This is a genomic window from Burkholderia sp. AU32262, assembly GCF_020419985.1.
Classification (GTDB): domain Bacteria; phylum Pseudomonadota; class Gammaproteobacteria; order Burkholderiales; family Burkholderiaceae; genus Burkholderia; species Burkholderia semiarida.
Window position 1 is genome coordinate 1 of record NZ_JAIZRS010000017.1, and the last position, 23,478, is coordinate 23,478.

Consider the following 23,478-nt stretch of genomic DNA (forward strand, 5'->3'; position numbering starts at 1 on the left):
TAGTCAAAAAATTTTTTTAATGATACGGCGACCACCGAGATCTACACACGATTGCTGTCGTCGGCAGCGTCAGATGTGTATAAGAGACAGGGGCTCGGCGCGGGGCCGGCGCCGCGCAGGCCGGCGGCCGCGACGACGGCCGCGACGGTCACGGCCGCCGCCGCGAGCAGCGCGGCCGGCGGGAGTTTCGCGCGCAGCACGCGCCGCGCGGCGGCGGCGAGGCCGGTTTCGGCGGGCCGCATCGTCCGGATCGGTTGCATCGCGTGTCTCATTGCGTGAGGTCGATTTCGTAGGTCGCGAGGTTCTTGCCCGAGCCGTCGTCGGCCGCGACCTGCGTGATGCCGGTCAGGCCGGCCGCCGCCGCGTCGCCGAGGCGGTTCGGCGCGGACGCGAACCGCACGTGCGCGACCGAGCTCGCGAGCTTCGTGAAGCGCCAGCTGCGCTGCGCGCCGTCGGCCGCGCGCGTGATCGCGCCGCGCTTCTTGATGAACGCGATCAGCACGTCGCGGTTCGCGTCGGGCGACGCGAAGATCGTCTTGCTGCCGTCGAGGCCCGGGAAGTTGCCGCCGCCGCTCGCGCGGTAGTTGTTGGTCGCGACGATGAACTGCGCGTTCGGGTCGATCGCCGCGCCCTTGTACGTCAGGTTCCTGATCCGGCTGCCGACCGGCTGCGTGACGTCGACTTCATACGCGAGATCGGCCGACGTGAACATGTCGAAGTTGTAGCCGGGGAAGGTGCTGACGAGCGGCTGCACGGTCGCCTGCGTCGGGTCGATCCGGTTGAAGCGCTTCGCGGCCGTCTCGAGCCAGTTCTTCACGTCGGCGCCGCTCACCTTCACCGCGTACACGGTGTTCGGATACAGGTACAGGTCGGCCGCGTTGTTGATCGCGAGCGCGCCCGGCGCGACGTCGGTGTAGTCGGTGCCGCCGCCGAAGCCGCTCTTGAACGGCGCGCTGACCGACAGCACCGGCAGCGACGCGTACTGCGGCAGGTTCGCCTGCACGTACGTCTTCACGTAGTCGGCCTGCGCCTCGTTGACGATCTGGATCGCGCCCGGATCGCCGACGTCCGCGAAGTACGTGTTCATCCGGTAGTCGGTCGAGCCGATCGGCGTCTTCACGTAGTCGATCGTCGCCTGGTGCTCGGCCGCGATCGCGGCGGAGACCGACGGGTCGGCCGCGACGTAGCTCTTGTCGGCGTTCTGGATAGGCCGCGCCTCGACGGTCGTCTGCGATTTGTCGACGGCCCACGTCTTGCCGTCGAACTTCAGGCCGAGCTTGATCACGCCGAGGTGCTTGCCCCAGTAGTTGGCCATCACGGTCGGCACGCCGTTGACGGTGCCCTTGACCTTGTCGACGCCCGGCAGGTTGAACTGCGCCACGGTGCTGTTCGCGTCCGGGAACACCTGGTGCGAGTGGCCGATCAGCATCGCGTCGATGCCGGGCACCTTCGACAGCCACCAGCTGCCGTTTTCCATCGTCGGCGAGTACGCGGAATTGTCGAGGCCGCCGTGCGAGATCGCGACGACGAGATCGGCGCCCTTCGCGCGCATTTCCGGAATGTACTTCTCGGCCGCTTCCTTCAGCCCGGTCGTGTAGACCTTGCCGTCGAGCCAGCGCTTGTCCCAGTTCATGATCGCGGGCGGCGTGAAGCCGATGATGCCGATCTTCACGGGCGCGCTGACCGTCTTGCCGTCCGGCGTCGTGGCCGTCACCGTGCGCGTCAGGATCGTGTACGGCGCGAACAGCGGCGCGTTGGTCTTCGCGCTGATCACGTTCGCGAGCACCTGCGGGAAATTCGGGCCCGCGCACTTCTTCTGCTGGGCCGGCGCCGGCAGGCCGTCGATCTCGAACGTGTTGCCGGTCACCTGCGACAGGTACGGCAGCCCGTAGTTGAACTCGTGGTTGCCGATCCCGCCGCCGTCGAATTTCGCGGCGTTCATCACCTTGTAGATCGCGAGCGTCTGGTCGCAGCCGACCGGCTTCACGAGCGCCTGGTAGTCCGACAGCGCGGTGCCCTGGATCGTGTCGCCGTTGTCGAGCAGCAGCGTGTTCGGGTACTGCTTGCGCGCCTGCGCGATCAGCGTCGCCACGCGTTCGAAGCCGAGCGAATTGTCGGCGGCGAGCTTGAAATAGTCGTACGACAGCACGTTGGTGTGCAGGTCGGTCGTCTCGAGCAGCGCGAGCGTGGCCGTCGTGCCGGCGGGCGCCTGGGCCTCGGGCCGCGACGGCGGCGTGGCGGTGACGTCGTCGCCGCCGCAGCCGGCGAGGACGAAGGCGAGGCTGGCGAGCGCGGCGGCGGCCGGCGCGTGGCGGCGGGAAAGCGGGGGGAGACGCATCGGATGTCCTGTTCGGTGTTCTGTTTTATCAAACGCGAGGTACGCACGAATGGCGGCGCGGCGCGCCGACGGCCTGACGTGCGGCGCGTGAGAGTATCGAAAGGAAACGTGACGGAACAATGAAAGGTCGCGATGCCGGCCACGGGCCCAGGCCCGTTATCGGCATGAACAGGCCCCGCGACGCTCGGCGGCGTCGGGGCACGGCACAGCCGGCCCGGCTCCGGCCCGGCGCCCGGCCGCGCCCCGAGCCCGGTGCCCCGCCCACATCCTCACGTCGCGGCGCCGGGCGGTTCGCTACAATGGCCGCTGTCATCCTTTTGCAAACAACCTGCCCTTGGACTTCGAGACCCCTCCCGGCCTGTCGGTCGACGCCGGCGGCCAGGGCCAGACGGTGCGCCTGACCGGCCAGTGGACCGCGCTCTCGCTCGCGCGCAACCGCGGCGCCGTGGCGCGCCGCATCGCGAGCATCGCCGCCGGGCGCGTCATCGAATGGGATCTGTCCGGCATCGAGCGGCTCGACCACGTCGGCGGCCAGGCGCTGTGGCGCGTGTGGGGCCGCAAGCTGCCGGCGGGCGTCGCGCTGAGCGCCACGCAGCGCACGATCTTCGAGCGCATCGAGCGGCTCGACAGCGCGCGCGAGGCGCCCGAGCGCGTGGTGCGCGTCGATCCCGTCACGCGGCTCGGCCAGGCGATCTTCGCGTTCGGCGAACACCTGCAGGGCGGCATCGCGATGTTCGGCCTCGTGATCCTCGACGCGCTGTCGGTGCTGCGCCGCCCGAAGACGATGCCGTGGAAGGAAACCTCGGCGAACATCTACAGCGCCGGCGCGCAGGCGCTGCCGATCACCGCGCTCGTCGCGTTCCTGATCGGCATCGTGCTCAGCTACCTGTCGGCGCAGCAGCTGCAGATGTTCGGTGCGAACCGCTACATCGTGAACATTCTCGGGCTGTCGGTGATCCGCGAACTCGGCCCCGTGCTGTCGGCGATCCTCGTCGCGGGCCGCTCGGGCTCCGCGATCACCGCGCAGATCGGCGTGATGCGCGTGACGGAAGAGCTCGACGCGATGCGCGTGATGGGCATCCCGCACGGGCTGCGGCTGATCCTGCCGCGCGTGCTCGCGCTCGGCGTCGCGATGCCGCTGCTCGTGATGTGGACCAACATCATCGCGCTGACGGGCGGCGCGCTCGCCGCGAAGATCGTGCTCGGCATCGACATCAACTATTTCGTGCGTTCGCTGCCGGGCGTCGTGCCGATCGCGAACCTGTACATCGGCGTCGGCAAGGGCGTCGTGTTCGGCATGCTGATCGCGCTGGTCGCGTGCCATTTCGGCTTCCGGATCAAGGCGAACTCGCAGAGCCTCGGCGAAGGCACGACCACGTCGGTCGTGTCGTCGATCACGGTCGTGATCCTCGCCGACGCGGTGTTCGCGATCCTGTTCCAGAACGTGGGGCTCGGATGAACGCATCGAACGAAACGACCGCACATGCCGCGGCCATCGGCGCCGGGTCGGTCGGCCCCCGGCCGGGCACGGCCGTCGATGCCGGCGATCTCGTGATCGAGGTGCGCAACCTGACCAAGCGCTACGGGCGCAACATCATTCACCAGAAGCTCGACTTCGACGTGCGGCGCGGCGAGATCGTGTCGATCGTCGGCGGGTCGGGCTCCGGCAAGACGACGCTCGTGCGGCAGATCCTCGGCCTCGAACGGCCGACGTCGGGCACGATCAAGGTGTTCGGCGAGGATACGGCGACGATCGACGACGCAAGCGCGCGGATGATGCGCACGCGCTCGGGGATGTTGTTCCAGCAGGGCGCGCTGTTCTTGTCGATGACGGTGTTCGACAACGTCGCGCAGCCGCTGCGCGAGCTCGGCCGCGTGCCGCCGGATCTGCTGCACGACATCGTGATGCTGAAGCTCGAGATGGTCGGGCTGCCGTGCAAGCACGCGTCGAAGATGCCGGCCGCGCTGTCGGGCGGGATGGTGAAGCGCGTCGGCATCGCGCGCGCGATCGCGCTGGAGCCCGAGCTGCTGTTTCTCGACGAGCCGACGGCCGGCCTCGATCCGCAGGCGTCGGACGAATTCGTCGAGCTGATCGCGACGCTGCACCGCACGCTCGGGCTGACCGTCGTGATGGTGACGCACGACCTCGACACGATGGTCGCGCTGTCGACGCGCGTCGCGGTGCTGGCCGACCGCAAGGTGCTGGTCGCGGCGCCCGTCGAGGAGGCCGCGAACGTCGACCATCCGTTCATCCACGAATATTTCCTGGGGCTGCGCGGGCGCCGCGCATTGCAGGCGCTGCCGCCCGAGCGGCGCGCGAAGCTGCCGAAGGCGGCCCTCGAACCGGCGCTGTCGAGCGTCGAGCTGTAGAAGCAAGGAACCCGCGAATGGAAAACAAATCACATGCGTTCTGGGCCGGCCTGTTCACGATCGCGCTGACGCTCGCGATCGCGGGCACCGTGTTCTGGTTCAACGTCGACCGCACCGTGCGCGTGCCGTACGACCTGCTCGCGCGCACCAACGTGACGGGGCTCTTTCCGGACGCGGCCGTGCGCTTTCGCGGCCTCGACGTCGGCAAGGTGCAGTCGATCGGCTTCGACCGCACGCATCCGGGCCAGATCCGGATCCGCATCCTCGTCGATCACGACGCGCCGATCACGCAGTCGACCTACGGCAGCCTCGGCTTCCAGGGCGTGACCGGCATCGCGTTCGTGCAGTTGGAGGATACGGGGCGCGATCTGTCGCCGCTGCCGTCGTCGCCGAAGGCGATCGCGCAGATCCCGATGCGGCCGAGCCTGTTCGACCAGATCCAGGAACGCGGCGACGTGCTGCTGCGGCAGCTCGAACTGGCCGCGAAGAGCGCGAACGCGCTGATGTCGCCCGAGATGCGCGAGCAGCTGCGTGCGACCGCCGAAAGCCTGCAGCACGCGGCCGACGGCGCCGCGACGCTGACGAAGCAGCTCGGCCCGGCCGTCACCGCGCTGCCGGAGACGATGCACGAGGTGAACCGCGCGATGGCGTCGGCGAACACGCTGCTGCAGCCGAACGGGCCGCTCGTGTCGAACCTGAACAAGGCCGGCACGGCCGCCGAGCAGGTCGGCGTCGCGCTGAACGGCCTCAACGCGCGCGTGCAGTACGACACGCTGCCGCGCTTCAATGCGCTGGCCGACAGCGTCGGCGACGCGTCGCGGCAATTGAAGGACGTCGCCGGTGAACTCGGCCGCAACCCGCGCAGTCTGTTGTTCGGATCGCCCGGCGCGGCGCCCGGGCCGGGCGAAGCGGGCTTCGTCTGGCCGGGTGCGACGGCCGGGCACTGACGCCCATCGAAACCGGAAACCTTACGCAGGAATACGCCATGCCACGAATCCTTGACCGCGCGCTGCGCCCGGCAGCGGCCGCGCTTGCCGTACTGACGCTCGCGGCGGCAGCCGGCTGCGCCGGCAACAGCGCGGTGCTGTCGAACATCCGCTACGACCTGGGGCCTGCGTCGTCGGTGGCGACCACCGGTTCGGGCCCCGCGCTGAAGGTGCTCGACGTCGCCGCGCCCGACGCGCTCGATTCCGACAAGTTCGCGTACCGCCTCGCCTATGCCGATGCGCAGCACGTGGCCGTCTATCGCGACAGCCGCTGGACCGCGCCGCCCGCGCAACTGCTCACGCAGCGCCTGCGCGGCGCGCTGTCGTCGCGCGGCACGGTGCTCGAAGGCGTCGACGGCGTGCGCGCGCCGACCCTCAAGGTCGACCTGAGCGAATTCGAGCAGGTCTTCGACGGGCAGTCGCAAAGCCACGGCGCGGTGACCGCGCGCGCGACGCTGACGCTCGACGGCAAGGTGCTCGGCCAGCGCACGTTCGTCGCGCGCGCGCCGTCGAGCACGCCCGACGCGGCCGGCGGCGCGCGTGCGCTCGCCGCGGCCAGCGACGAACTCGTGTCGCAGATCGCCGCGTGGGTCGGCGTGCAGGCGTACGCGGGCACGCCGTGACGCCCGACGCGCAGCCGCGATTGCATCCGCGATTGCATCCGCGATGAACGTGCCGGGCACGCATCGCGCGTCGCCGCTCGCGCGGCAGGCGTTTGCCGCTTACGCGGCGCTGATCGTCTATGCGTCGCTGTATCCGTTCGATGGCTGGGTGTCGCTCGGCATCGGTCCGTTCGATTACCTGCTCGCGCCGATGCAGCGCTACGTGACGGCGTTCGACGTGGTCACGAACGTGCTCGGCTATCTGCCGTTCGGCGCGCTCGGCGTGCTGGCGCTGCACCCGCGCTGGCGGGGCGTGGCCGCGACGCTGATCGCGGGCGCGCTCGGCGTGCTGCTGTCGGGCGCGATGGAAGCGCTGCAGACCTACCTGCCGACGCGCGTCGCATCGAATCTCGATCTCGGCGCCAACGCGCTCGGCGCGCTGCTGGGCGCGGCGCTCGCCGCGCCTGCCACCGGCGCGCTGCTCGACCGCGGCGTGCTGCGCCGGCTGCGCTTCGCGTGGCTCGAGGCCGACGGTTCGACGCCGCTGCTGCTCGCCGCGCTGTGGCCGTTCGCGATCGTGTTTCCGTCGCCGTTCCTGTTCGGCATCGGCGACTGGCCGGCCGCGCTGTGGGAGCGCGCCGACGCGTCGATGCAGGACGCGCTGCTCGCGTGGCTGCCGGCCGCGTGGCACGTCAGCGAATGGCCCGAGCGGGTCGACGGCTGGCTGTCCGATTCCGCGTGGGAAGCCGTGCTCGGCGGGCTGATGCTGTTCGCGGCGCTGGCGATCGCGTCGCTCGCGATGCGCCCGCGCGCGCCGCGCATCCGGCTGCTGATCGCGCTGGTGGTCGCCACGCTCGTGCTGAAGGCGGCCGCGACGTTCATGCAGTCGGCCACCGGCCTCGTCGTCGTGTGGGCGACGCCCGGCGCGCGGCTCGGCATCGAGCTCGGTTTCGCGGCGGCGCTCGTCGCGTTGCGCGTGCCGGCAACGTGGCGCGCGATGCTCGCGGCGCTCGCGCTCTTGGCCGGCGTCGCGCTCGTGAACCTGCTGCCGGTCAACCCGTTCTTCGACTTCACGCTGTCGGGCTGGCGGCAGGGCCGCTACGTGCACTTCAACAGCCTCGCGCGCTGGCTCGCGTGGATCTGGCCCTACGCGGCGCTGATCTGGCTCGGCCAGCGCGTCGAGCACGCGTGGCTGCCGGCCGCGCTGCGCCGCTGACGCGGCAGCCGGTGGCGGCCGCGCCGCGGGCAGCCGCGTGCGCCGGTCGCTATAATCGTCCGCATCCTCCGTTGCCGCGTCGCGCAACGGCAATTCATCGCCCCTCTTTGCGCACGGCCTCGCGCCGGGCCGCTCGTCATCACCATGGATTCCTACTACCAGCACCACGTCTTCTTCTGCCTGAACCAGCGCGATCCGGGCGCCGAGCGTCCGAGCTGCGCGCAATGCAATGCGCAGACCATGCAGGAATACGCGAAAAAGCGCGTGAAGGAGCTCGGTCTCGCGGGGCCCGGCAAGGTCCGCATCAACAAGGCCGGCTGCCTCGACCGCTGCGAGGAAGGGCCGGTGATGGTCGTGTATCCGGAAGGCACGTGGTACACGTACGTCGACCAGGCCGACATCGACGAGATCGTCGAGTCGCACCTGCGCGACGGCAAGGTCGTCGACCGCCTGAAGATCTGAGCGGGCCGGCGCAATGAACGTTCATACGCAGAAATCGCTGATCGCGGGCCCGGTCGGCCAGATCGAAATCGCGGTCGACCTGCCCGACGCCGTGCGCGAGGGCGGCGCCGCGCCGCGCGGCATCGCGCTCGTCGCGCATCCGCATCCGCTGTTCGGCGGCACGATGGACAACAAGGTCGCGCAAACACTGGCGCGCACGCTCGTGCAGCTGAACTACGTCGTCTACCGGTCGAACTTCCGCGGCGTCGGCGCGACCGAAGGCGTGCACGACAACGGCTCGGGCGAGGCCGACGACCTGCTCGCGGTGCTCGCGCACATGCGCGCGCAGCCCGCGTATGCGGATCTGCCGCTCGTGCTCGCGGGTTTCTCGTTCGGCACCTTCGTGCTGTCGCACGTCGCGAAGCGCCTGCGCGACGCGGGCGAGACGATCGAGCGGATGGTGTTCGTCGGCACGGCCGCGAGCCGCTGGCAGGTGGCCGACGTGCCCGAGAACACGCTCGTGATCCACGGCGAGACCGACGACACGGTGCCGATCGCGTCGGTGTACGACTGGGCGCGGCCGCAGGAGCTGCCGGTCGTCGTGATTCCCGGCGCCGAGCATTTCCTTCATCGCAAGCTGCACGTGCTGAAGCGCATCATCGTCGACGCGTGGCGCTAGCCCGCATGCGGGCGCCGGCCTGAGCCCGGCGCCCGTATCACGTACCGGCGCATCCGGTCGGTGCGCACTCCTTGCCGCGCGCAACCTCGCGCGACATCGCGCCACACTGCGCGGCGCGGTGCCGGCTCGGGGGCCGCGCAACGCGGCTTGCACGCCGCCTGCGCCCGCCTTTCGCGCGGCTTCGCGCATGCCTGCCCGCTGCATTCCCGTGTCATGCTCTCGCAGCCGATAGCCGGGCGCCTGCCGCCCGGTTCGCGAAAACGCCGTTCGCGGCCACGTATAATGGCCGCTTCCGCGTTGCCCGCGGCCCGGCTGGGCCCATGCGGCGCTCGTTTCGCCGCCTGTCCGCCCGCTCGCGACGGCCGCGAACCGAACGCGCCCGCACGAGTCCAACCGGCGCGTTTCGCGTCGCCCGACGGTGTCGGGCGAGCGCCCGACACGCCCGCCGCCTTGCCGTTCAACCCTGCGCGTTTCGCACCGCACTTTCTGCCATCAGCCTGAATCGATCATGCGTCTGTCTTCCCAAGGCCTCAAGTCCCTCGCTTCCTCCATCGCCTTCGGCACCGCCGCGCGCAACGTCGCGCTCGGCGTGATGCTGCCCGTCGCGCTCGCCTCGACGATCGTCGTCGCCGAGGCGAAGCCGGCCGCCAAGGCCAAGGCCGCGCATGCGGCGCCGGCCGCCGAGCAGTTCACCGGCGCGCCCGCGACCTACATGCCGGGCGCGGTGCCGCCGCCGGGCGTGAACGCGCGCTCGTGGGTGCTCGTCGACGCGACGAGCAACACGGTGCTCGCATCGGGCAACGCGGACGAACGCGTCGAGCCGGCGTCGCTGACGAAGCTGATGACGGCGTACCTCGTGTTCGAGGCGCTCGACAAGAAGAAGATCTCGATGGAGCAGATCGTCACGCCGAGCGAGGCCGTGCGCCGCGTCGGCCGCGACGAGTCGCGCATGTTCATCGAGGCGAACAAGCCGGTGTCCGTGCACGACCTCGTGTACGGGATGATCATCCAGTCGGGCAACGATGCCGCGATCGCGCTGGCCGAACTCGTCGGCGGCAGCGAAGGGCAGTTCGTCACGCTGATGAACGACGAGGCGCAGCGCCTCGGCATGAAGGGCACGCACTTCGCCGACGTGAACGGCATGCCCGACCCGAACCACTACACGACGGCCGGCGACCTCGCGAAGCTGTCCGCCCACCTGATCCGCGATTTTCCGCAGTACTACGGCATCTTCTCGGAGAAGGAATTCAAGTACAACAACATCCGCCAGGGCAACCGCAACCGGCTGCTGTGGCTCGACCCGACGGTCGACGGCCTGAAGACGGGCCACACGCAGGCGGCCGGCTACTGCCTGATCGCATCGGCCAAGCGGGCGATTCCGGGCGTCGACGGCCAGCGCCGCCTCGTGTCCGTGATGATGGGCGAGCAGAAGGAAAGCGATCGCACGCAGGACAGCATGAAGATGCTGAACTACGGCTACAGCGCGTTCGATTCGGTGCGCCTGTTCAAGGGCGGCCAGGCGATCTCGACGCCGCGCATCTACAAGGGCAAGGACAATACCGTGCAGGTCGGCGTGAAGAGCGACCAGTGGGCAACCGTGCCGCGCGGCCTCGGCGACAAGGTCAAGACCGAAGTGGACGTCAACGCGCCGCTGATCGCGCCGCTCGCGCAAGGCCAGCAGGTCGGCACCGTGAAGATCGTCGCCGACGGCAAGACGCTGTCCGAATTCCCGGTCGTCGCGCTGCAGGCCGTGCCGGAAGCGGGTATCTTCGGTCGTATCTGGGACTCGATCCTGCTGATGTTCAGCAAGAAGAAGTAAGCGCGACGGGCCTTTGTTTTCACGACTTCATCCCCATCTGACATAGCCATGAGCCAAGCCGAATTCGAACCGATCGTCTACCTCAGCGTCTCGTCGCAGGAGGAACTGGTGCCGCTGTCCGAAGCCCGTGTGCCGGTGCTCGACCGCGGATTCATCTTCGGCGACGGCGTGTATGAAGTCGTCCCCGTTTATGCGCACGACGGCGCGCACGTGCCGTTCCGGATCGAGCAGCATCTGGAGCGGCTCGCGCGCAGCCTGAAGAAGATCGGCATCGACAACCCGCACGACGCGGCGGGCTGGCGCGCGCTGATCGAGCGGCTGGTCGCGGCGAACGCCGAAGGCCTCGGCGACGGCAACGCGCTCGTCTACCTGCAGGTCACGCGCGGCGTCGCGAAGCGCGGCCACGCGTTCCCGGCGAACGCGGTGCCGACGGTGTTCGCGATGACGAGCCCGCTGCGGCTGCCGTCGGCGGAGGAGCGCGCGAAGGGCGTGCGCTGCGTGACGGCCGAGGATCGCCGCTGGCTGCATTGCGACATCAAGTCGATCTCGCTGCTCGGCAACGTATTGATGGCGCAGCATGCGGCCGAACGCGATGCGTTCGAGACGATCCAGCTGCGCGACGACAACGTGACCGAAGGGTCGTCGTCGAACGTGTGGATCGTGAAGAACGGCGAACTGTTCGCGCCGCCGCGCAGCAACAGGATCCTCGAAGGGATCCGCTACGCGCTCGTCGAGCAGTTGGCCGAGGAATGCGGGATCCGGTTCGTCGCGCGCGAGATCAGCGAGGTCGAGCTGCGCTCGGCGGACGAAATCATGATCACGTCGGCCACGAAGGAAATCCTGCCTGTCACGTCGCTCGACGATCTGCCCGTGCAGGGCGGCAAGCCGGGGCCCGTGTTCGCGGCGTTGTACGACGCGTACCAGCGTGCGAAGGCACGCGAGTTTGAACAGTTTGACCTAACCCGGAGAAAGTGATGAGCGAACCGACCAAAACCGTCGAGGTGACCGGCGCGATCGAGACCCGGAAGGAGTCGCTGCTGGAGTTTCCGTGCGATTTCCCGATCAAGATCATGGGCAAGGCGCACCCCGAGTTCAAGGACACGATCTTCAAGGTCGTCGCCGTTCACGACAACGAGATCGACGTGGAGAAGATCGAGGAGCGCGCATCGAGCGGCGGCAATTACACGGGCCTCACGATCACCGTGCGCGCGACGAGCCAGGAACAGCTCGACAACATCTACCGCGCGCTGACCGGCCATCCGATGGTCAAGGTCGTCCTTTAAGCGTCCGTTCCGGCGTGCGGGATCAGCGCAAACGGCCGCTGATCCCTTTCCATCCGCCCTCCAGCGCGCACTCGGCGGGGCATTTCCCCGCCGCGCGCCGCGCGTCCAGCTCGTCGCACAGCCGCTTGAATTCGGCCACTTCCTCGAACAGCCAGGTCCGGAACGCCTGCACGCGCGGCGTGTTCAGCAGCGGCGGCGGACACACGAAAAAATAGTGCCACGGGCTCGGCCCGTCGATGTCGAACAGGCGCACGATGCGCCCGTCGAGCAGGTCGTGCACCGCGAGCGAGCGGCGCACCAGCGCGATGCCCTGGCCCTCGATCGCGGCCAGCAGCAGGTTCGACGAATCCTGGTACAGGATCCCGCGTTTCGGCTCGGTCAACGTATCGAGCCCGGCCGCGTCGAACCACGGCCGCCACAGTTCGTCGTCCGAGCGCAGCAGCGGGTAGTGCACGAGATCGGCGGGCGTCTGCGGCAGCTTGCCGCCGTTCAGCGTCGGCGCGCACGCCGGAAAGAACACCTCCTCGAACAGCGGCTCCACATGGAGCCCCGGATAGCTGCCGAAGCCGAAGCGGATCGCGAGATCGACGTCGTCGCGCGCGAAATCGGTGAGCGAGTTGGTCGACTGCAGCTCGACGTCGATTTCCGGATGGCGTTCAATGAACGTGCCGATGCGCGGCGTGATGAAGCGCGCGGCGAACGACGACAGCATCGACACCACCAGCCGCCGGTCGCGGTCGCTCGCGCGCACGTCGCGCGTCGCGTCGGCGATCACCATCAGCGCGGTGCGGATCTGCTGCGCATAGCGCATGCCGGCGTCGGTCAGGCACAGCCGCTTGCCGTTGCGGGTGAAGAGTTGCACGCCGAGCTCCTCCTCGAGCGCGCGCACCTGGTGGCTGACCGCACCATGCGTGACGAACAGCTCGTCGGCGGCGCGCGAGAAGTTCTCGTGGCGGGCGGCGGCCTCGAACGCGCGAATCGCGTTCAGCGCCGGGAGCTGGCGGAGGTCCATTTGCTAATTTTCCTCACATCGTCGTGAAAATTGGTCGTTTGGTCGGACGCCTTTGAATGACTACGATTGTAGCCATCGAAGCACTTATTGGCGGAGTCGATCATGCAAGAAATCTCTTCAAGCATCACGTTCGAAATTCCCCCGGGCGAAACCGTGCCGATGAAGGTGCAACGCAGCACGCGGCTGACCGTCCAGTGCGGGCCGGTCTGGGCGACGCGCAGCAACGACGTCGACGACTACTTCCTGGCCGACGGCGAGACGCTCAAGCTGCGCCGCGGCGAACGGCTGTGGCTCAGCGCGGAAGGCCGCGAGGGCGCGTGTGTCGCGTTCTCGGTGTCGCGGCCGCCGCGGGAGGTCGCGCTCGGCGGGCTGACCCGGCTGCGCGAACGCGTGAGCGCGCTGTTCCACGACGGCTGGCGCACTGTCTGACCCTCGTTTCATCCGACGGATACCGGCGATCCGTCCCCCTGCCCAGGCCGGCGAGACCCACGGGTTTTCGGTAAACTACCGCCCATGTCCGTTTCGCCGGTTTCCATCGTGTCCACGCCTGTCGCCGTTTCCGCATCGCCCGCCGGAGCCCCGGATCAGCCGGTCACCGTGCGGTGGCGGGGCCGCGAGGCGTACGAAGCGAGCTTCGACGCGATGCGCGCGTTCACCGACACGCGCACGGCCGACACCGGCGACGAGATCTGGGTGGTCGAGCATCCGCCCGTCTACACGCTCGGCCAGGCCGGCGACCCCGCGCACCTGCTGGTGGCCGACAGCGGCGTGCCGCTCGTGAAGGTCGACCGCGGCGGGCAAATCACCTACCACGGCCCCGGCCAGATCGTCGTCTACCTGCTGCTGGACCTGCGCCGGCGCAAGCTGATGGTGCGCACGCTCGTGACGAAGATCGAGGAGGCCGTGATCGAAACCCTCGCGGCGTATAATCTCGCTTCGGTCCGCAAGGCGGGCGCGCCGGGTATCTACGTGGCATCCGGCGTGCACGAGGGCGCGAAAATCGCCGCGCTCGGCCTGAAGATCCGCAACGGCTGCAGCTATCACGGGCTGAGCCTGAACGTGAAGATGGATCTGCGCCCGTTTCTTGCGATCAATCCGTGCGGCTATGCCGGACTGGAAACCGTCGACATGGCGAGCCTCGAGGTTGCCGCCGACTGGAACGACGTCGCCCACACGCTGGTGGGGCGTCTGATCGCCAACCTCGACGGCGCACCCGCGGCCGCCGACAAGCCGCACGCACTGGAACAATCGAATGACTGACGTTACCGCTTCTCCCGCACCGGCCGATTCGGCCGCGACCCCGGCCTACGATCCGACCGCCAAGCAGAAGGCGCAGGCGAAGACGGCGCGCATTCCGATCAAGGTCATTCCGATCGAGAAGCTGAAGAAGCCCGAGTGGATCCGCGTGAAGGCGGCCACCGGCAGCTCGCGCTTCAACGAGATCAAGACGATCCTGCGCGAGCACAACCTGCACACCGTGTGCGAGGAAGCGAGCTGCCCGAACATCGGCGAATGCTTCGGCAAGGGCACCGCGACGTTCATGATCATGGGCGACAAGTGCACGCGCCGCTGCCCGTTCTGCGACGTCGGCCACGGCCGTCCCGATCCGCTCGACGCGGACGAACCGAAGAACCTCGCGCGCACGATCGCCGCGTTGAAGCTCAAGTACGTGGTGATCACGAGCGTCGACCGCGACGACCTGCGCGACGGCGGCGCCGCCCACTTCGTCGAATGCATCCGCGAAGTGCGCGAGCAGTCGCCCGACACGCGCATCGAGATCCTGACGCCGGATTTCCGCGGCCGTCTCGACCGCGCGATCTCGATCCTGAACGCCGCGCCGCCCGACGTGATGAACCACAACCTCGAAACGGTGCCGCGCCTGTACAAGGAAGCGCGCCCGGGTTCGGACTACGCGCACTCGCTGAAGCTGCTGAAGGACTTCAAGGCGCTGCATCCGGACGTCGCGACGAAGTCGGGCCTGATGGTCGGCCTCGGCGAGACCGAAGAGGAAATCCTGCAGGTGATGCGCGACCTGCGCGCGCACGACGTCGACATGCTGACGATCGGCCAGTACCTGCAGCCGTCCGAGCACCACCTGCCGGTGCGTGCTTACGTGCATCCCGATACGTTCAAGATGTACGAGGAAGAAGCGTACAAGATGGGCTTCACGCACGCGGCCGTCGGCGCGATGGTGCGCTCGAGCTATCACGCCGATCTGCAGGCGCATGGGGCGGGGGTGGTCTGAGCGCCGCGCTCGCGTCCATCGGCAGAAGTCCCGCAGTTCCCAAAGCCCGCAGCGATGCGGGCTTTTTCGTTGGCGCGGCGGTTATCCGTGCCTGCGCACGGCAATCGTTACCCGACCGGACGCGCAATCCGGTCGAGCATGAAAAGCAAAGCTGAAACGGCATCGATAGCTTCGCAGGATAAGTTCGCTCCCGCCGCGCGCAAAGCCCGTAAAGTCGGCTCTCCCGCAGCAATGCCCGTATTCCGAAGGAGAGCCGCATGTCCCGTTTCAGCTTCATCCGCCGCGCCGTCGTCGCGCTGACCGCCTTTGCCGCGCTCGGCGCGGCGCACGCCGAATCGCGCGAGGTCGTGATCGCGTACCAGGACATGGTCGTGCCGTGGCGCTACGCGCAGGCGAGCGGTGAAGTCGAAAAGGCGACCGGCTACAAGGTCACGTTCCGCAAGCTCGACAGCGGCGCCGACGTGATCCGCGCGCTCGCGTCGGGCTCCGTGCAGCTCGGCGAAGCCGGGTCGAGCCCGATTGCGGCCGGCCTGTCGCAGGGGCTCGACATCTCGCTGTTCTGGGTGCTCGACAACATCAACGACGCCGAGGCGCTCGTCGCGCGCAACGGCTCGGGCGTCACGAGCATCGCGGCGTTGAAGGGCAAGAAGATCGGCGTGCCGTTCGTGTCGACGTCGCATTTCCATACGCTCGTCGCGCTGCAGGCCGCGGGCGTCAATCCGAACGACGTGAAGATCGTCAACCTGCGCCCGCCCGAAGTCGCGGCCGCATGGACGCGCGGCGACATCGACGCGACCTATATCTGGGATCCGGTGCTCGCGAAGGTCAAGCAGTCGGGCACCGTGCTGACGACGTCCGGCCAGGTGGCGAAAGAAAGTGGCAAGGCGACCTTCGACGGCTTCGTCGTGAGCCGCAAGTTCGCGCGCGAGAACCCCGAATTCGTCACGCGTTTCGTGAAGGTGCTCGCGGCGGCGGACGCCGACTACCGCGCGCACGCGGCGGCGTGGAAGGTCGGCTCGCCGCAGGTCGCGGCGGTCGCGAAGGTGTCCGGCGCGAACGCGCAGGACGTGCCGGCCAGCCTCGCGCTCTACGCGTTCCCGACGGCGGCCGAGCAGGCTTCGCCGACGTGGCTCGGCGGCGGCGCGCAATCGGGCGCCGCGAAGTCGCTCGCGGCCACGGCCACGTTCCTCAAATCGCAAGGCACGATCCAGACGGTGCTCGCCGACTATTCGGTCGGCGTCGATCCGCAGTTCGTGCAGAAGGCCGCGCGCTGAGCGCGGCCGTTCAGCCCACTCGTCGCGGAGCCCTTCGATCATGAGCACGCTGGAAGTCCGTCAGGTATCGGTCGCCTACCCGGGCGAGCGCGGCAGGCCGACGACGCAGGCGCTCGCGCGCGTCGACCTGCGCATCGAGTCCGGTGAATTCGTCGTCGCGCTCGGCGCATCCGGGTGCGGAAAGACGACGCTGCTCAACTGCATGGCCGGCTTCGTCGCGCCGACGACGGGCGACGTGCGCGTCGACGGCGTGCCGGTCACGGGCCCCGGCGCCGATCGCGGCGTCGTGTTCCAGAAGTACGCGCTGCTGCCGTGGCTCGACGTGCTCGACAACGTCGCGCTCGGGCTGCGCTTCGCGCGCGTGCCGAAGGCCGAGCGCGAAGCGCGGGCGCGCGAGATGCTCGCGCTCGTCGGCCTCGAGCGTCATGCGCATGCGCGCGTGTACGAGCTGTCGGGCGGGATGCAGCAGCGCGTCGGCATCGCGCGTGCGCTCGCGAGCGACCCGCGCGTGCTGCTGATGGACGAGCCGATGGGCGCGCTCGACGCGATGACGCGCGGGACGATGCAGGCGCTCGTGCTCGACGTGTGGGCGCGCACCGGCAAGACGGTGTTCTTCATCACGCACGACGTGGAGGAGGCGTTGTTTCTCGCGACGCGTCTCGTCGTGATGACGCCAGGCCCCGGCCGCATCGCAGAAACCTTCGCGCTGCCGTTCGCTCGGCGTTACGTCGAATCGCGCGATGCGCGCGCGGTGAAGTCGTCGCCGGAATTCATCGGCTGGCGCGAGCGGCTGATCGCGTATCTGCATCGCGACGACGCAGTCGCGGAGCCCGCGTGATGAGCGAGCTCGCGCGACACGGCGTGGCCGTCGGGCGCGGCCGGAACAGCACTTTGCACAGGCAGGACGACATGAGCACGCAGGATTCCTGGGCGGCCGATCGCGCGCCCGCCGATTTCGAAGAACGGGATGCGCGCGCGGCGCAGCGGCGCCACGCGGCGCGTCCCGCACGCCCATCGCACCGCTACCGGTTGCCGGGGCAAGGGAAAACGGCCGCGCTCAGCACGGCGACGATCGCGGCGCTGGCCGTGCTGTGGTGGGTCGCGACGCATCTGCAGTGGCTGCCGCCGCTGTTCCTGCCCGCGCCCGAAGCGGTGTGGACCGCGTTCGTCGACGCGTGGCACGGCCGTATCCAGGGCGGCCTGCCGCTGTCCGACCATCTGTTGTGGAGTGCCGCGCGCGTGTTCGGCGCGTTCGTGCTCGCAACCGCGATCGGCGTGCCGGCCGGCATCCTGATGGGCGTGAGCCGCATCGCGCGCGGCGTGCTCGATCCGCTGCTGGAGTTCTATCGGCCGCTGCCGCCGCTCGCCTATCTGCCGCTCGTCGTGATCTGGTTCGGCATCGACGAGACGGCGAAGCTCGTCGTGATCTTCCTCGCGTGCTTCGCGCCGATCGCGATGGCCGCGCGCGCCGGCGTGCGCGCGGCGACGGTCGAGCAGATCAACGCCGCGTATTCGCTCGGCGGCAGCTTCGCGCAGATCGTGCGCCACGTGGTGCTGCCCGCCGCGCTGCCGGAAATCCTCACCGGGCTGCGGATCGCGATCGGGTTCGGCTGGACGACGCTCGTCGCGGCCGAGATGGTCGCCGCGACGGCCGGGCTCGGGCAGATGGTGCTCAACGCATCGAGCTTCCTGCGCACCGACATCGTCGTGATGGGCATCCTGATCATCGGCGCGATCGCGTGGCTGTTCGATCTCGCGATGCGCTGGGTCGAGCGGCGAGTGGTGCCGTGGAAGGGAAGGGGTTGACGTCATGCAGGCAGCGGCGGCGCACGCGCGTCGCCGCTGCCTGTCGCACTCATTCCCCCATCGCGACCCCTTCCCGCCGAGGATCGGCCCCGCCGAACCACACCGTCTGCCCCTGCACGTTCAACCGCTGGATCCCCTGAATCCCCGAGTTCATCTCGACGACCTTCACGTCGTGCCCGCGGCCCTTCAGCCCGTCGGCGAGCGCGTCCGACACGCGGCCGCGTTCGAGCTGCGTCGGCCCGTTCATCGACCCGAAGTTCGGCAGCGCGATCGCCTGCTGCATCGTCATGCCCCAGTCGAGCACGCCGACCAGCGTCTTCGCGACGTGATTGATGATCGCGGGGCCGCCGGCCGAGCCGACGATCATCGTCACCTGCTTCGTCTTCTTGTCGAACACGAGTTCCGGCGACATCGCCGAGCGCGGCCGCTTGCCGGGCTGCACGCGGTTGGCGACCGGCCGGCCGTTGTCGTTCGATGCGAACGAGAAATCGGTCAACTGGTTGTTCAGCATGAAGCCGCGCACCATCAGCCGCGAGCCGAACGCATCCTCGATGCTGGTCGTCATCGACAGCGCCTGCCCGTAGCGGTCGACGATCGCGATGTCGGACGTCGACGGTAATTCGGGGCTGCGGTCGTCGGCCAGCGCGAGCGTCGCGCCCTGCGGCGTGCCGGCCTGCGCGACGCCCATGCTGGTGTCGCCGATCAGCCGCGCACGCTGCGCGAGATAGGCCTTGTCGGTGAGGCTCGCCCAGTTGCCGCCCGGCAGCGGCACGAAATCGGGATCGGCGGCGTAGCGCGCGCGGTCCGCATACGCGAGGCGCCCGGCCTCGCTGAACAGATGCGCGGCGAACGGCGTCGGCTCGTAGCCGACTTCGTTGCGCACCGGCTTCTGCGCGCCGATCTGCTGCCAGTCGGGCATCGCCTCGAGCATGCCGAGCATCTGCGCGATCGCGAGGCCGCCCGACGGCGGCGGCGGCATCCCGCACACGACCGAGCGCCGGTAGTCGGCGCACAGCGGCGCACGCACCTTCGTCTGGTAGCGCGCGAGATCCTGCAGCGACAGCAGCCCGGGGTTGGTCGGGTGCTTGCGCACCTTCGCGACGATGTCGCGCGCGATCGCGCCGTTGTAGAACGCGTTCGCGCCGCGGTCGGCGACCTGGCGCAGCACGGTCGCGAGCGCCGGGTTCTTCAGCACCGTGCCGGCGGCCTTCGGCGTGCCGTCGGCGTTGTAGAAATAGGCGCGGGCGGCCGGATCGTTCTTCAGGTACCTGTCGTTCGCGATCAGCATCGCCAGGCGCGGGCTGATCGTGAAGCCGCGCTCGGCGAGCCGGATGGCCGGCTGGAACAGCCGCCGCCACGGCAGCTTGCCGTGCGCGCGGTGCGCGGCGTCGAGCATGCGCAGCACGCCCGGCGTGCCGACCGAGCGTCCGCCGACGACGCCTTCGTAGAAACTCATCGGCTGGCCGGTCGGCCCGTAGAAGAGGCGCTCGGTCGCGGCGGCCGGCGCGGTTTCGCGGCCGTCGTACGCCTGCGTCGCCTTGCCGTCGAAGTACAGCATGAACGCGCCGCCGCCGATGCCCGACGATTGCGGCTCGACGAGCGCGAGCACCATCTGCGTCGCGATCGCCGCGTCGATCGCGGTGCCGCCCGCCTTCAGCATGTCGTAGCCGGCCTGCGTCGCGAGCGGGTTCGCGGCCGCGATCATGAAGTGCTGCGAGGTCCAGCCCGGCTTGTCGGTCCAGCCGGACGACAGCTCGGGCGCGTGGAAGCCGGGCAGCGGCACGGCCGCGCCCGATGCGGCGACGACGGGCACCACCGCGCTGGACGACGGCGCGGACGGGGACGTGCAGCCGGCGCCGAACGTGACGAGCGCGACGGCGGCAGCGAGCGTCCAGGGACGCGAATGCGGACGAATCCGGTCGAACATTGAACCCTCGGCGGCAGTGAATTCGAACGAGACGGCGGCGTCGATGTCGACGTTGCCGTCGGCACGGGCGCAGCGGCGCCGCCCGCCCCGGCGCGCTATTGTCGCCGCGCGCCCGGCGGCTTGTCATCCGACAGGAAACCCTGACGCATCCCGCCGTGCCCGCCCCGGCCGGTCTTTCCGGCCTGTTCGAGGATGAACTCTATGAACGTGGCGGTGGCGCGCGTGTGGTGGCGGTTCGGCATGTACAGCATGTACATGTGCGTGCCGAAGATACTGAGCCGGTATGCGTCGAGCGACGTGACGACGGTGCCGTGCCGCAGGTCGTCCTGCATCACGTAGTCGGGCACGATGCCGACGCCGATCCCCGCGAGGATCGCCTGGCGCAGGAACAGGAAGTTCTCCGAAATCGGCGTCGGTTCGAGCAGCACCTCGTGGCGCTCGTCGCCGAGATACGCGGCGATCCGCAACTGCCGGCCGAGCACCGTCGCGGTGACGACCGGCGCGGCGGCCAGCGCGCCGAGCGTCGCGGGCATCCCGTGCGCGGCCGCGAACGCGGGCGACGCGCACGCGACGTAGCGCACCGCGCCCATGTCGCGCGCGACGAGGTTCTGCGGCGGCTCCGACATCACGCGGATCGCGATGTCGACTTCGTCGCGCATCAGGTCTTCCACGCGATTCTCGAACACCACGTCGAGCACGATGCCCGGATGCAGCCGCTTGAACGCGAGCAGCCACTCGGACATCACCATCTGCCCATAGCCGCTCGGCACCGACAGCCGCACGCGGCCCTGCAGGTCCTGCCCGAGCGTCGTCACCGATTCCTGCGCGGCCAGCAATTCGTTGCGGATGCGCCGGCCATGCTCGTACAGCTTGAGCCCGATCTCGGTCGGCTCGATGCGCCGCGTCGTGCGCCGCACGAGCTGCTGGCCGATCGAGCGTTCGAGCTGGTTCAGCCGGTAGCTGACGTTCGCCCGGCTCATCTTGAGCCGCTGCGCGGCCTTGCTGAGATTGCCCGCGTCGAGGATCTCGACGAGCAGCGTCAGCGCGTTCAGGTCCATCCGGGGTCTCCTGATCCGTTCCGCTTAAAGGGCCGAAACAACGGGCCGAAACGGTTCGAAAGCATTCAATGTCAAGTCGGGCTTGACAGCTTGTAAAGGCGCGCGGGAATTGTCAATGAATCTCGATCAATCGAGAATCGAGTCATGCCCGGCAACCACGCCGGACCGTTTCCCGCCGCGCGGGACCCCGCTCGCGAACCGGCGTCGCCGCCGACCCGGCGGCCGGTCCCGCCCGCCCGGCGCACCGCACCTGGAGACACGATGAATTCACCCGCTTCCCCCGAAACATCCGCCACCGGCACCGTCACGCGCGAACGGCGCGACAAGGTGCTCGTCGTCACGATCGATCACCCGCCCGTCAACGCGTTGTCCGCCGACGTGCGGCGCGGCCTCGCCGACGCGATCGACGCCGCGCAGGCCGACGACGCGATCCGCGCGGTGCTGATCGTCGGCGCCGGCCGCAACTTCATCGCGGGCGCCGACATCCGCGAATTCGGCAAGCCGCCCGTGCCGCCGTCGCTGCCCGACGTGTGCGAGCGGATCGAATCGGGCGCGAAGCCGGTCGTGGTCGCGCTGCACGGCGCGACGCTCGGCGGCGGCCTCGAGGTCGCGCTGGCCGCGCATTACCGGCTCGCGGTGCCCGGCGCGAAGCTCGGGCTGCCGGAAGTGACGCTCGGCCTGCTGCCCGGCGCGGGCGGCACGCAGCGCGCGCCGCGCCTGATCGGCGCGAAGGCCGCGCTCGACCTGATGCTGACGGGCCGCCATGCGAGCGCCGAGGAAGCGCTCGCGCTCGGCCTCGTCGATCGCATCGCGCACAGCGACGACACGCTTGCCGAAGGGCTCGCCTATGCGCAGGAACTCGTGTCGCTCGGCGCGCCGGTGCGCCGTACGCGCGACGCGCAGGGCCTCGCCGACCGCGCGGCCGCGCAGGCCGCGATCGATGCGGCGCGCGCGGAATTGCCGAAGAAGTCGCGTGGCCTTTTCTCGCCGGCGAAGATCGTCGACGCGGTCGAGGCCGCGCTCACGCAGTCGTTCGACGCGGGGATGAAGCTCGAACGCGGCCTGTTCCTGCAGTGCGTCGACAGCCCGCAGCGCGCGGGCCTCGTGCATGCGTTCTTCGCGGAACGCGAGGCGGCGAAGGCGCCCGAGGCGCGGCACGCGAGCGCACGGCCGGTCGAGCGGATCGGCGTGGTCGGCGGCGGCACGATGGGCGCGGGCATCGCGGTCGCGGCGCTCGACGCCGGGCTGCCGGTGACGATGATCGAGCGCGACGAAGCGTCGCTCGCGCGCGGCCGGGCGCATGTCGAGAAGGTGTACGACGGCCTCGTCGCGAAAGGGCGGATGACGCCGGCCGCGCACGCGGCGCGCCTCGCGCGCTTCAAGGGCAGCACGTCGTACGACGCGCTCGCGCAGGCCGACGTCGTGATCGAAGCCGTGTTCGAGGACATGGCCGTGAAGCAGGCGGTGTTCGCCGAACTCGCCCGCGTGTGCAAGCCGGGCGCGGTGCTCGCGACCAACACGTCGTATCTCGACATCGACGCGCTCGCCGCGAGCATCGACCGGCCGGCCGACGTGATCGGCCTGCATTTCTTCTCGCCGGCCAACGTGATGAAGCTGCTCGAGATCGTCGTGCCGGCGCGCGTGAGCGCGGACGTCGTCGCGACCGCGTTCGCGCTGGCCAGGCAACTGAAGAAGACGCCGGTGCGCGCGGGCGTGTGCGACGGCTTCATCGGCAACCGGATCCTCGCCGTCTATCGCACCGCGGCCGACTACCTGATGGAAGACGGCGCGTCGCCGTACCAGATCGATCGCGCGGTGCGCGGGTTCGGCTTCCCGATGGGCCCGTTCCAGGTGGTCGACCTCGCGGGCGGCGACATCGGCTGGGCGACCCGCAAGCGCCGCGCGGCGACGCGCGATCCGAACGCGCGCTACGTGGAGATTTCCGACCGGCTGTGCGAGCGCGGCTGGTTCGGGCAGAAGACCGGCCGCGGCTACTACCTGTATCCGGACGGCGCGCGTGTCGGCACGCCCGACCCGGAAGTCGACGCGATCGTCGCGGAAGAACGCGCGAAGAAGGGCGTCACGCCGCGCACGTTCACCGATGAAGCAATCCTGCGCCGCTACCTCGCCGCGATGATCAACGAAGGCGCGAACGTCGTGCACGAGAAGATCGCGCTGCGCCCGCTCGACGTCGACGCGGTGTTCCTGTACGGCTACGGTTTTCCGCGTTACCGCGGCGGCCCGATGCACTACGCGGACACGGTCGGCCTCGCGAACGTGCTCGCCGATATCCGCGCGTTCGCGAAGGAAGATCCGCTGTTCTGGAAGCCGTCGCCGCTGCTCGTCGATCTCGTCGCGCGCGGCGCGGATTTCGCGAGCCTGAACCGCATCGACTGAACGCCCACCGCATTCGCAACGGACC

At 69.3% G+C, this 23,478-nt stretch carries 21 protein-coding genes and 1 pseudogene; 17 read left to right on the forward strand and 5 right to left on the reverse strand.

Annotated elements, in window-relative coordinates; translation table 11 throughout:
* Positions 1 to 80: 80 nt before the first annotated feature.
* Together LGN10_RS20640 and LGN10_RS20645 are read right to left on the reverse strand one after the other, a co-directional pair.
* Positions 81 to 260: pseudogene (locus LGN10_RS20640) on the reverse strand (sel1 repeat family protein); the annotation flags it as partial.
* A gap of 8 nt (positions 261 to 268) precedes the next feature.
* Positions 269 to 2,338 (reverse strand): bifunctional 2',3'-cyclic-nucleotide 2'-phosphodiesterase/3'-nucleotidase, encoded by a 2,070-nt coding sequence (locus LGN10_RS20645; RefSeq protein ID WP_226224882.1) that lies wholly within the window; start codon positions 2,336 to 2,338, stop codon positions 269 to 271.
* A 334-nt stretch (positions 2,339 to 2,672) separates the two neighbouring features.
* Between LGN10_RS20645 and LGN10_RS20650 the strand changes: the two genes are divergently transcribed.
* From LGN10_RS20650 to LGN10_RS20695, 10 genes are all read left to right on the forward strand, one after another.
* Complete coding sequence (locus LGN10_RS20650) at positions 2,673 to 3,797, forward strand: MlaE family ABC transporter permease (protein ID WP_059575991.1); 1,125 nt, start codon at positions 2,673 to 2,675, stop codon at positions 3,795 to 3,797.
* On the forward strand, positions 3,794 to 4,708 hold the full coding sequence (locus LGN10_RS20655; RefSeq protein ID WP_226224884.1) for an ABC transporter ATP-binding protein: 915 nt from the start codon (positions 3,794 to 3,796) through the stop codon (positions 4,706 to 4,708). The genes LGN10_RS20650 and LGN10_RS20655 overlap by 4 nt, the downstream gene beginning before the upstream one ends.
* A 17-nt stretch (positions 4,709 to 4,725) precedes the next feature.
* Positions 4,726 to 5,655 carry an MlaD family protein gene (locus tag LGN10_RS20660; protein ID WP_059575996.1) on the forward strand — a complete coding sequence of 310 codons (930 nt, stop codon included), beginning with the start codon at positions 4,726 to 4,728 and terminating at the stop codon, positions 5,653 to 5,655.
* 38 nt (positions 5,656 to 5,693) lie between these two features.
* Positions 5,694 to 6,317, forward strand: coding sequence for an ABC-type transport auxiliary lipoprotein family protein (locus LGN10_RS20665; RefSeq protein ID WP_059575998.1), 624 nt, complete (start codon positions 5,694 to 5,696; stop codon positions 6,315 to 6,317).
* A gap of 43 nt (positions 6,318 to 6,360) precedes the next feature.
* Entirely contained in the window at positions 6,361 to 7,512 is a 1,152-nt protein-coding gene (locus LGN10_RS20670; RefSeq protein ID WP_060312439.1) for a VanZ family protein, read from the forward strand.
* Between the two features lie 144 nt (positions 7,513 to 7,656).
* On the forward strand, positions 7,657 to 7,974 hold the full coding sequence (locus LGN10_RS20675; protein WP_027785549.1) for a (2Fe-2S) ferredoxin domain-containing protein: 318 nt from the start codon (positions 7,657 to 7,659) through the stop codon (positions 7,972 to 7,974).
* Between the two features lie 13 nt (positions 7,975 to 7,987).
* Positions 7,988 to 8,632 carry an alpha/beta hydrolase gene (locus LGN10_RS20680; RefSeq protein WP_124658671.1) on the forward strand — a complete coding sequence of 215 codons (645 nt, stop codon included), beginning with the start codon at positions 7,988 to 7,990 and terminating at the stop codon, positions 8,630 to 8,632.
* Positions 8,633 to 9,140: 508 nt separating this feature from the next.
* Positions 9,141 to 10,451, forward strand: a complete 1,311-nt coding sequence (locus LGN10_RS20685; RefSeq protein WP_099316857.1) for a D-alanyl-D-alanine carboxypeptidase family protein — start codon at positions 9,141 to 9,143, stop codon at positions 10,449 to 10,451.
* Between the two features lie 48 nt (positions 10,452 to 10,499).
* Positions 10,500 to 11,426, forward strand: coding sequence for a D-amino acid aminotransferase (locus tag LGN10_RS20690; protein ID WP_226224886.1), 927 nt, complete (start codon positions 10,500 to 10,502; stop codon positions 11,424 to 11,426).
* Positions 11,426 to 11,734 (forward strand): YbeD family protein, encoded by a 309-nt coding sequence (locus LGN10_RS20695; RefSeq protein WP_011546305.1) that lies wholly within the window; start codon positions 11,426 to 11,428, stop codon positions 11,732 to 11,734. Before LGN10_RS20690 ends, LGN10_RS20695 begins: the two co-directional genes overlap by 1 nt.
* A 22-nt stretch (positions 11,735 to 11,756) precedes the next feature.
* Here the strand turns inward: LGN10_RS20695 and LGN10_RS20700 are convergent, their stop codons facing one another.
* A complete protein-coding gene (locus LGN10_RS20700) occupies positions 11,757 to 12,746 on the reverse strand; it encodes a transcriptional regulator GcvA (RefSeq protein ID WP_226224887.1) in 990 nt (329 codons plus the stop codon).
* A 102-nt stretch (positions 12,747 to 12,848) separates the two neighbouring features.
* Here LGN10_RS20700 and LGN10_RS20705 point away from each other — a divergent pair, with 102 nt between their 5' ends.
* The 6 genes from LGN10_RS20705 to LGN10_RS20730 all read left to right on the forward strand — a co-directional run bounded on the left by LGN10_RS20705 (position 12,849) and on the right by LGN10_RS20730 (position 18,071).
* Positions 12,849 to 13,175: a DUF2917 domain-containing protein gene (locus LGN10_RS20705; RefSeq protein WP_059642796.1), complete on the forward strand. Its 327-nt coding sequence runs from the start codon at positions 12,849 to 12,851 to the stop codon at positions 13,173 to 13,175.
* Positions 13,176 to 13,259: 84 nt separating this feature from the next.
* A complete protein-coding gene (gene lipB / locus LGN10_RS20710; protein WP_226224889.1) occupies positions 13,260 to 14,006 on the forward strand; it encodes a lipoyl(octanoyl) transferase LipB in 747 nt (248 codons plus the stop codon).
* Positions 13,999 to 14,991 (forward strand): lipoyl synthase, encoded by a 993-nt coding sequence (gene lipA, locus LGN10_RS20715; protein ID WP_059576014.1) that lies wholly within the window; start codon positions 13,999 to 14,001, stop codon positions 14,989 to 14,991. Before lipB ends, lipA begins: the two co-directional genes overlap by 8 nt.
* Before the next feature lie 257 nt (positions 14,992 to 15,248).
* Positions 15,249 to 16,265 (forward strand): taurine ABC transporter substrate-binding protein, encoded by a 1,017-nt coding sequence (gene tauA, locus LGN10_RS20720; protein ID WP_059576016.1) that lies wholly within the window; start codon positions 15,249 to 15,251, stop codon positions 16,263 to 16,265.
* A 40-nt stretch (positions 16,266 to 16,305) separates the two neighbouring features.
* On the forward strand, positions 16,306 to 17,103 hold the full coding sequence (locus tag LGN10_RS20725) for a taurine ABC transporter ATP-binding protein (RefSeq protein WP_226224891.1): 798 nt from the start codon (positions 16,306 to 16,308) through the stop codon (positions 17,101 to 17,103).
* Entirely contained in the window at positions 17,103 to 18,071 is a 969-nt protein-coding gene (locus LGN10_RS20730; RefSeq protein WP_060312449.1) for an ABC transporter permease subunit, read from the forward strand. The genes LGN10_RS20725 and LGN10_RS20730 overlap by 1 nt, the downstream gene beginning before the upstream one ends.
* Before the next feature lie 49 nt (positions 18,072 to 18,120).
* Here the strand turns inward: LGN10_RS20730 and ggt are convergent, their stop codons facing one another.
* Together ggt and LGN10_RS20740 are read right to left on the reverse strand one after the other, a co-directional pair.
* The gene (ggt, locus tag LGN10_RS20735; protein WP_226224893.1) at positions 18,121 to 19,998 is read right to left on the reverse strand and encodes a gamma-glutamyltransferase; all 1,878 of its coding nucleotides are present in this window, start codon (positions 19,996 to 19,998) and stop codon (positions 18,121 to 18,123) included.
* Between the two features lie 95 nt (positions 19,999 to 20,093).
* Positions 20,094 to 21,056, reverse strand: a complete 963-nt coding sequence (locus LGN10_RS20740) for a LysR family transcriptional regulator (protein WP_226224895.1) — start codon at positions 21,054 to 21,056, stop codon at positions 20,094 to 20,096.
* 261 nt (positions 21,057 to 21,317) lie between these two features.
* Here LGN10_RS20740 and LGN10_RS20745 point away from each other — a divergent pair, with 261 nt between their 5' ends.
* Positions 21,318 to 23,453, forward strand: coding sequence for a 3-hydroxyacyl-CoA dehydrogenase NAD-binding domain-containing protein (locus LGN10_RS20745; protein WP_226224897.1), 2,136 nt, complete (start codon positions 21,318 to 21,320; stop codon positions 23,451 to 23,453).
* Positions 23,454 to 23,478: the final 25 nt, after the last annotated feature.

Bases quoted from the DNA above. Each gene is read 5' to 3' on its own strand.
- LGN10_RS20645 (WP_226224882.1), bottom strand. From the start codon at position 2,338: ATGCGTCTCCCCCCGCTTTCCCGCCGCCACGCGCCGGCCGCCGCCGCG.
- LGN10_RS20690 (WP_226224886.1), top strand. From the start codon at position 10,500: ATGAGCCAAGCCGAATTCGAACCGATCGTCTACCTCAGCGTCTCGTCG.
- LGN10_RS20695 (WP_011546305.1), top strand. From the start codon at position 11,426: ATGAGCGAACCGACCAAAACCGTCGAGGTGACCGGCGCGATCGAGACC.
- ggt (WP_226224893.1), bottom strand. From the start codon at position 19,998: ATGTTCGACCGGATTCGTCCGCATTCGCGTCCCTGGACGCTCGCTGCC.
- LGN10_RS20680 (WP_124658671.1), top strand. From the start codon at position 7,988: ATGAACGTTCATACGCAGAAATCGCTGATCGCGGGCCCGGTCGGCCAG.
- LGN10_RS20685 (WP_099316857.1), top strand. From the start codon at position 9,141: ATGCGTCTGTCTTCCCAAGGCCTCAAGTCCCTCGCTTCCTCCATCGCC.
- LGN10_RS20725 (WP_226224891.1), top strand. From the start codon at position 16,306: ATGAGCACGCTGGAAGTCCGTCAGGTATCGGTCGCCTACCCGGGCGAG.
- LGN10_RS20700 (WP_226224887.1), bottom strand. From the start codon at position 12,746: ATGGACCTCCGCCAGCTCCCGGCGCTGAACGCGATTCGCGCGTTCGAG.
- LGN10_RS20665 (WP_059575998.1), top strand. From the start codon at position 5,694: ATGCCACGAATCCTTGACCGCGCGCTGCGCCCGGCAGCGGCCGCGCTT.
- LGN10_RS20745 (WP_226224897.1), top strand. From the start codon at position 21,318: ATGAATTCACCCGCTTCCCCCGAAACATCCGCCACCGGCACCGTCACG.
- LGN10_RS20670 (WP_060312439.1), top strand. From the start codon at position 6,361: ATGAACGTGCCGGGCACGCATCGCGCGTCGCCGCTCGCGCGGCAGGCG.
- tauA (WP_059576016.1), top strand. From the start codon at position 15,249: ATGTCCCGTTTCAGCTTCATCCGCCGCGCCGTCGTCGCGCTGACCGCC.
- LGN10_RS20675 (WP_027785549.1), top strand. From the start codon at position 7,657: ATGGATTCCTACTACCAGCACCACGTCTTCTTCTGCCTGAACCAGCGC.
- LGN10_RS20655 (WP_226224884.1), top strand. From the start codon at position 3,794: ATGAACGCATCGAACGAAACGACCGCACATGCCGCGGCCATCGGCGCC.
- lipA (WP_059576014.1), top strand. From the start codon at position 13,999: ATGACTGACGTTACCGCTTCTCCCGCACCGGCCGATTCGGCCGCGACC.
- lipB (WP_226224889.1), top strand. From the start codon at position 13,260: ATGTCCGTTTCGCCGGTTTCCATCGTGTCCACGCCTGTCGCCGTTTCC.
- LGN10_RS20730 (WP_060312449.1), top strand. From the start codon at position 17,103: ATGAGCGAGCTCGCGCGACACGGCGTGGCCGTCGGGCGCGGCCGGAAC.
- LGN10_RS20660 (WP_059575996.1), top strand. From the start codon at position 4,726: ATGGAAAACAAATCACATGCGTTCTGGGCCGGCCTGTTCACGATCGCG.
- LGN10_RS20705 (WP_059642796.1), top strand. From the start codon at position 12,849: ATGCAAGAAATCTCTTCAAGCATCACGTTCGAAATTCCCCCGGGCGAA.
- LGN10_RS20740 (WP_226224895.1), bottom strand. From the start codon at position 21,056: ATGGACCTGAACGCGCTGACGCTGCTCGTCGAGATCCTCGACGCGGGC.